The following is a 7,800-nucleotide window of genomic DNA, read 5'->3' on the forward strand; positions in this document are numbered from 1 at the left end:
GGTGAGCATTTCCTGCAGGGTGTAGGCTGCGCCGTAAGCTTCCAGAGCCCAGACTTCCATTTCCCCGAAACGCTGACCACCGAATTGCGCTTTACCGCCCAGAGGCTGCTGGGTGACCAGCGAGTATGGACCAGTAGAGCGCGCGTGGATCTTGTCGTCCACAAGGTGGTGCAGTTTCAGCAGGTATTTCACGCCGACGGTAACCGGGCGGCTAAACTGCTCGCCTGTGCGGCCGTCAAACAGGATCGACTGACCGGACTGATCGAAACCAGCACGAACCAGAGCGTCGTTCACGTCGCCTTCTTTGGCGCCGTCAAAGACTGGCGTTGCGATTGGAACACCACGGGTCACATTGCCCGCCGCTTCCAACAGAGCGCCTTCGTCCATATTTGCGATGCCTTCGTCATAGACGTTGTCGCCATAGGCGTCATGCATGGCTTCACGCACTGGGGTCAGATCGCCAGAACGACGGTATTCACCCAGAGCCTCGTCCACTTTGATGCCCAGACCGCGTGCGGCCCAGCCCATGTGTGTCTCAAGGATCTGACCAACGTTCATCCGCGATGGAACGCCCAGTGGGTTCAGACAGAAGTCAACCGGAGTACCATCCGCAAGGAACGGCATGTCTTCCATAGGTACAACCTTGGAAATAACACCTTTGTTCCCGTGACGACCCGCCATCTTATCGCCCGGCTGCAGCTTACGCTTCACCGCGATAAAGACTTTGACCATCTTCATAACGCCCGGAGGCAGATCGTCGCCACGGCGGACTTTCTCGACCTTGTCCTCGAAACGTGCATCCAGCGCGCGTTTCTGCGCTTCGTATTGCTCATGCAGAGCCTCTACGATCTGCGCATCATCTTCGTCTTCAAGCGCCAGCTGCCACCACTGACCGCGGGTCAGAGTTTCCAGGAGCTCGTCGTCGATCACGGACTTCGGCTTGACGCCTTTCGGGCCTTTCACGGCCACTTTGCCCATGATCATGTCTTTCAGACGCGCATAGATGTTCCGATCAAGGATCGCGAGTTCGTCGTCGCGGTCACGTGCCAGAGCTTCGACTTCTTCACGCTCGATCTGAAGCGCACGTTCGTCTTTTTCCACACCGTGGCGGTTAAAGACGCGAACTTCTACGACCGTACCAAAGTCACCTGGTTTCACACGCAGCGAGGTGTCGCGTACGTCAGAGGCTTTCTCACCAAAGATCGCGCGGAGGAGTTTTTCCTCTGGCGTCATTGGGCTTTCACCTTTTGGCGTGATCTTACCGACCAGAATGTCGCCCGGCTCGACGTCCGCACCGATGTAAACGATGCCGGCCTCGTCGAGGTTACGCAGCGCTTCTTCACCGACGTTCGGAATGTCGCGGGTGATTTCTTCTGGGCCAAGCTTGGTGTCACGTGCAGCCACTTCGAATTCTTCGATGTGAACCGACGTAAAGACGTCGTCACGCGCGATACGCTCGGAGATCAGGATGGAGTCTTCGTAGTTGTAGCCATTCCAAGGCATAAACGCGACGACCACGTTCTTACCAAGTGCCAGTTCCCCCATATCGGTGGACGGGCCATCGGCAATCACTTCGCCTTTGCCAACCGTGTCACCCACTTTCACCAGCGGACGCTGGTTGATGCAGGTGTTTTGGTTAGAACGCTGGAACTTGCGCAGACGATAGATGTCAACGCCCGCATCCCCCAGCTCGAGGTCTTCGGTCGCGCGGATAACGATACGCTGTGCGTCAACTTGGTCGATGATACCGCCGCGTTTCGCCTGGATCGCCGCGCCAGAGTCGATCGCCACTTTCTCCTCGATGCCAGTCCCAACCAGAGGCGCCTCGGCGCGCAGCAGTGGAACCGCCTGACGTTGCATGTTCGAGCCCATAAGCGCCCGGTTCGCGTCGTCGTTTTCAAGGAATGGGATCAGCGATGCTGCCACAGAGACCAACTGTTTCGGGCTGACGTCGATCAGATCGACCGCGCCGACTGGGGCCATTGTATAGTCACCGGACTGACGGGTGTTGACCATCTCGTTGATGAACTTGCCGTCCGCATCCAATGTCGCGTTCGCCTGCGCCACGGTGTGACGCATTTCTTCGGTCGCGGACATATAGTTCACCTCATCGGTGACCTGACCGTCGACAACCTTACGGTATGGCGTTTCGATAAAGCCGTATTTGTTCACGCGCGCAAAAGTTGCCAGCGAGTTGATCAGACCAATGTTTGGACCTTCCGGCGTTTCAATCGGACACATACGACCGTAGTGGGTCGGGTGAACGTCGCGCACCTCAAAGCCCGCACGTTCACGTGTCAGACCACCTGGGCCAAGCGCCGAAAGGCGACGTTTGTGCGTCACTTCGGACAGCGGGTTGGTTTGGTCCATGAACTGCGACAGCTGGGAAGAGCCGAAGAATTCACGCACCGCAGCCGCCGCTGGTTTCGCGTTGATCAGATCCTGTGGCATCACAGTGTCGATCTCGACAGAAGACATACGCTCTTTGATCGCGCGCTCCATGCGCAGCAGACCAACGCGATACTGGTTTTCCATCAATTCGCCAACAGAGCGCACACGACGGTTGCCAAGGTGGTCGATGTCGTCGACATCGCCGTGGCCGTCACGCAGCTCAACCAGCGCTTTGATGCAGGACACGATGTCTTCTTTGCGCAGGGTGCGCATGGTGTCTTCTGCATCCAGAGCCAGACGCATGTTCATTTTCACGCGGCCAACCGCAGACAGGTCATAGCGCTCGCTGTCGAAGAACAACGTGTCAAACAGCGCGGAGGCTGCATCAACGGTGGGTGGCTCGCCCGGACGCATCACGCGGTAGATATCCATGAGCGCGGTTTCGCGGTTCATGTTTTTGTCCTGCGCCATGGTGTTGCGCATGTATGGACCCACGTTGACGTTGTCGATGTCCAGAACAGGGATCGTGGTGATGCCCGCATCGATCAGATCTTTGACAGTGCCGCCGATCAGGTCGCCGTCTTTGTCATATTCCAGCGTCAGCTCATCGCCCGCTTCGACATAGATCGCGCCGTTTTCTTCGTTGATGATGTCTTTCGCAACATACTTGCCAACGATCTGCTCATAAGGCAGCAGCAGCTCGGTGACAGAGCCTTCGTCGATCAGTTTCTTAACCGCGCGAGGCGTGACTTTCTTGCCGGCTTCGGCAATCACTTCGCCGGTTGCGGCATCAACGAGATCATAGAGCGGACGCGTGCCGCGCACACGATCCGGGAAGAACTTGGTTGCCCAACCTTTGTTCTTTTCCAGTTTGTATTCGACGGTGTCGTAATAGGCATCCATGATGCCTTCCTGGTCCAGACCCAGCGCATAAAGCAGGGTGGTCACAGGCAACTTACGGCGACGGTCGATGCGGGCAAAGACGATGTCTTTGGCGTCAAACTCAAAGTCCAGCCAAGAGCCGCGATATGGGATGATGCGGCATGCGAACAATAGCTTACCCGATGAGTGGGTTTTACCTTTATCGTGGTCAAAGAACACGCCCGGAGAGCGGTGCATCTGGCTGACAATCACACGCTCGGTGCCGTTGACAACGAAAGTGCCGTTTGGCGTCATCAGAGGCATGTCGCCCATAAAGACGTCTTGCTCTTTGATGTCTTTGACGGACTTTGCGCCCGTGTCTTCGTCAACTTCGAACACGATCAGACGCAGAGTAACCTTCAGCGGTGCGCTGTAGGTCATGTCGCGCTGCATACATTCTTCGACGTCGTACTTCGGCTTTTCCAGCTCGTAGTCGACAAATTCCAGAACAGACTGTTCGTTAAAGTCCTTGATCGGGAAAACCGACTGGAACACGCCTTTGATGCCTTCGCCGTCTAGCGGCAGTTCAGCATCGCCGGAGCGCAGGAACAGATCGTAAGAAGATTTTTGAACCTCAATAAGGTTCGGCATATCCAGAACTTCGCGGATTTTGCCGTAGTATTTACGCAAGCGTTTTTGGCCAAGGTAGGTTTGAGCCATGTGCGATGACACCTTTCTTTTCTCAATGGGAGAGCGCGCCGTCGGGCCCCGGCACCCCGCCCTTTCGAGACAGACGATCGGATCCATTCTCGGTGTGTGTCCCACCACGCACCACTCGATCCTTGAACCTCGTCTTAGAAAAACCCCTACGCTATAAGGGTCTTTCTAAGACAGGTACGGCAGGGAACGGTTTTCCGCACCCTGCCAGACATCCAAACCGGGAAAACCCGGCTAAGATTACTTGAGCTCGACTTCTGCGCCAGCTGCTTCCAGCTTCGCTTTGATGTCTTCTGCTTCTGCTTTGTCGACGCCTTCTTTGACGGCTTTGCCGCCAGCTTCGACCAGCTCTTTTGCTTCTTTGAGGCCCAGGCCAGTGATGCCGCGGACTTCTTTGATGACGTTGATTTTCTTGTCGCCTGCGGCTTTCAGAATTACGTCAAATTCAGTTTTTTCCTCAGCTGCTGCACCGACTGCGTCGCCGCCTGCTGCGCCGGCAACCATAACAGCGCCACCGGCTGCTGGCTCGATGCCGTACTCGTCTTTGAGGATTGTTTTCAGTTCTTGTGCTTCCAGCAGGGTCAGACCTACGATGCTTTCCGCCAGTGCTTTCAGATCAGCCATTTTAGCTTCTTTCCGTTATCAGGTTTGTGTTCCAACGTTCAGGCAATTGCCAATACGCGGTTCTCAATAAGTTGCTTACGCAGCTTCTGCCTTTTCTTCGATGGTAGACAGAATGGATGCGATGTTGCTTGCAGGTGCGCCAATTGCGCCAGCGATGTTGGAAGCAGGTGCGCCGATGCAGCCCACGATGGAAGCAATAAGCTCCTCGCGAGAAGGCATCTTGGACACGGCTTCAACGCCAGCACGATCCAGAGCATTCTCACCCATTGCACCGCCGAGGATCTCAAATTTCGAGTTCTCTTTGGCGAAGTCCTCTGCAACCTTAGCGGCCGCAACAGGGTCTTCGGAATAGGTCAGAACAGTCATACCCGTCAGGTATTCGCTCATGCTTTCGCAAGGCTTTCCGTCAAGGGCGATTTTGGCGAGCCTGTTTTTGGCAACACGAACAGCAGCATCTGCATCACGCGCTTTTGCGCGCAGATTCTGCATGTCAGCAACAGTGAGACCCTCGTAGTGGGCAACCACGACGACGCCAGAGCTTTCAAAGATCTGGCCGAGTTCCTCGACCACCTTCTCTTTTTGTGCTCTATCCACAGTTTCACTCCAAATTTGGAAGGCTTATGCCCTCCGGCTCATATTTGCCGAGCGTCAGCCCAGCGTTCAGGTCCGCTACGGGGCTGAGCCAAAACCGCCCGAGGTCAAGCCCCCGGTCAATCTGGTCTTTCCCGTCTCAGGCAAGATATTAAGAGGGAAACCCCCACTCACCGTCTTGGACGAAACACAAAACAGCGCACGACGAATCGTACGCTGACTTGTGAAAGCTTCATTTAGGATGGATTAAGACACAGAACAAGAGCTAAGCTGACTTGTTTGTCAGCTTTTTTGACCTGCCTTTGCGTAGGCTTGACCCAAGAATAACACACACGCAGGCAAACCCGTTAACGTTTCTTTTTCAGCTTGCCGAAAGTGTAGCCCCAAAACCGCGCATGAACCGTCGATTTATCGACCTGCGCAAACTCGGCGGCGGCGTCGGCTTTGATCTCTTCAATGGCCCGGGGCGTGCCTTTTTGAAAGATGATCCCGATGTCATATTCATCAAAAACTTCGACCACCTTCAAACCGTTTAGCGCCCCCAACAGCTCGAGGCTATAGCGTGCAAACCCAAGCGTGTGGGCCATGTGCAGGCTGCCAAATCCTTTCAGATCCAGCCCGTTTTTCGCATTCGGCACTTCGATGTAAAAATAGCCGTCGTCTTTCAGCCAAGACGTCACCTGCGCTACGGCAGCCATTGGATCCAGCAAATGCTCAAACACATGGAATGTCGTCACCACATCGACGGGGGCGTCCAGTTCGAATTCCTGCCAACCACAGTTTTGCACGGGCAAGCCCTGTTTCGTACTTGCATAGGTCGCATAGTCCGACCCCGGCTCGAACCCCTGCGCGTCCAGACCGTCTGCAATCGCGCGTTCGACGAACTCGCCAGACCCACAGCCGAAATCGATCAACCGCGCGCCTTTTGGCAAATGCGCCGTGATACGTGGCAATCTGCGGTCGACTTCAACATGCCGTTTGGCCACATGCCGATCAGACGGCCCACCGTCGGCCTGCTGATAATCGGCACGATACTGCGAACGGTAATATTCCCCCAGCTCGGCCTCGGACGGCATAAACTGATGACGCACCATCCCGCAGTCCGTGCATTTCACATGCGGTAGGATTTTCAGCCGGCGGTCTTTGGTCGCGATCACTTCGGAGGATTGGCTGCCACACACAGGACAGGGCATCTCGGCCCCTTTGATCGGGTAACTGGTAAATGGAAGTGTGTAGAGCATCACGCCCCCTACAAAGTGGAATGAGTAAACATGCAATTTGTGTGAGGTATTCAGTCACGCATGTCAAAAGCAAAAAGGCGCCCCGAAGGGCGCCTTTTCAAAAAGATATCAACTGGGATTATTCCGCAGCAGCGTTGTCCACGTCGATGGTCACGCCTGGGCCCATTGTAGAGCTCAGTGCGATCTTCTTGACGTAAGCGCCTTTTGCGCCTGCTGGCTTGGCTTTCAGAACTGCGCCCATGAAGGCACGAACGTTCTCGACCAGCTTGTCTTCGCCGAAGGACGCTTTGCCGACGCCTGCGTGTACAACACCGGCTTTTTCGACTTTGAACTGAACTTCGCCGCCTTTGGCGTTTTCAACAGCAGCCTTAACGTCCATGGTCACTGTGCCAACTTTAGGGTTTGGCATCAGGTTACGTGGGCCAAGAACTTTACCCAGACGGCCAACGATTGGCATCATGTCAGGGGTCGCGATGCAGCGATCAAAGTCGATGGTGCCGCCCTGGATGGTTTCCATCAGGTCTTCTGCGCCAACGATGTCTGCGCCGGCAGCCTGAGCTTCTTCAGCTTTTGGGCCACGTGCGAAAACCGCAACGCGTACGGATTTGCCGGTGCCGTTTGGCAGGCCAACAACGCCGCGAACCATTTGGTCTGCGTGACGTGGGTCAACACCCAGTTGTACGGCGATCTCGACAGTTTCGTCGAATTTCGCGGTCGCATTGCCTTTGACCAGAGAGACAGCCTCTTCAACAGAGACGTCGGACTTGCCAGCAAATGCTTCGCGTGCGGAGCGGGTACGTTTACCGAGTTTCGCCATTACTTCACCTCGATGCCCATGGATTTCGCGGAACCCATGATGATTTGCATTGCTGCTTCGACGTCGTTTGCGGAGAGGTCTTTCATCTTCGCTTCGGCGATCTCACGAACCTGCTTCACAGATACGGATGCAACGGTTTCACGGCCTGGGTTTTCAGCACCACGAGGACGGTTACGCTTGCCAACTGGCTTCAGGCCAGCAGCTTTTTTCAGGTAGTAAGACGCAGGAGGCGTCTTGATGTCCATGGTGAAGGACTTGTCCTGATAATAGGTGATCACGGTTGGGCAAGGCGCACCTTGTTCCATTTCCTGTGTCTTCGCGTTGAACGCTTTGCAGAATTCCATGATGTTGATGCCGCGCTGACCCAAAGCAGGGCCGACGGGCGGGGATGGGTTGGCTTGACCTGCAGGGATCTGCAGCTTCATTGTACCAGCCAGCTTCTTCGCCATCTGATTTTTCCTTTTCACCGTGGGTGAAACGCGTTCCACCCGGTTCTATGGTGCGTGGTCCGAGATCGGGATCGCGACCCCTCTTTCTCCCACGAGATAAGACACCCCA

Annotated in this window: 6 protein-coding genes; all 6 read right to left on the minus strand. The window is 55.4% G+C overall.

The features are described 5' to 3' along the window. Nucleotides 1–3,972: DNA-directed RNA polymerase subunit beta (rpoB, locus tag ACEQWH_RS12765; protein WP_370231459.1), on the minus strand; the 3,972-nt coding region annotated here is incomplete at its 3' end. Between the two features lie 237 nt (nucleotides 3,973–4,209). Further along, the gene (gene rplL / locus ACEQWH_RS12770) at nucleotides 4,210–4,593 is read right to left on the minus strand and encodes a 50S ribosomal protein L7/L12 (protein ID WP_370231461.1); all 384 of its coding nucleotides are present in this window, start codon (nucleotides 4,591–4,593) and stop codon (nucleotides 4,210–4,212) included. A gap of 75 nt (nucleotides 4,594–4,668) precedes the next feature. Then, complete coding sequence (rplJ, locus tag ACEQWH_RS12775) at nucleotides 4,669–5,187, minus strand: 50S ribosomal protein L10 (RefSeq protein WP_370231463.1); 519 nt, start codon at nucleotides 5,185–5,187, stop codon at nucleotides 4,669–4,671. A 344-nt stretch (nucleotides 5,188–5,531) separates the two neighbouring features. Further along, nucleotides 5,532–6,425: a methyltransferase domain-containing protein gene (locus ACEQWH_RS12780; protein WP_370231465.1), complete on the minus strand. Its 894-nt coding sequence runs from the start codon at nucleotides 6,423–6,425 to the stop codon at nucleotides 5,532–5,534. Between the two features lie 118 nt (nucleotides 6,426–6,543). Continuing rightward, entirely contained in the window at nucleotides 6,544–7,242 is a 699-nt protein-coding gene (gene rplA / locus ACEQWH_RS12785; RefSeq protein ID WP_370231467.1) for a 50S ribosomal protein L1, read from the minus strand. Further along, on the minus strand, nucleotides 7,242–7,691 hold the full coding sequence (rplK, locus tag ACEQWH_RS12790) for a 50S ribosomal protein L11 (protein ID WP_209355376.1): 450 nt from the start codon (nucleotides 7,689–7,691) through the stop codon (nucleotides 7,242–7,244). The genes rplA and rplK overlap by 1 nt, the downstream gene beginning before the upstream one ends. Nucleotides 7,692–7,800: the final 109 nt, after the last annotated feature.

This window comes from Cognatishimia sp., from assembly GCF_964229375.1.
GTDB lineage: Bacteria > Pseudomonadota > Alphaproteobacteria > Rhodobacterales > Rhodobacteraceae > Cognatishimia.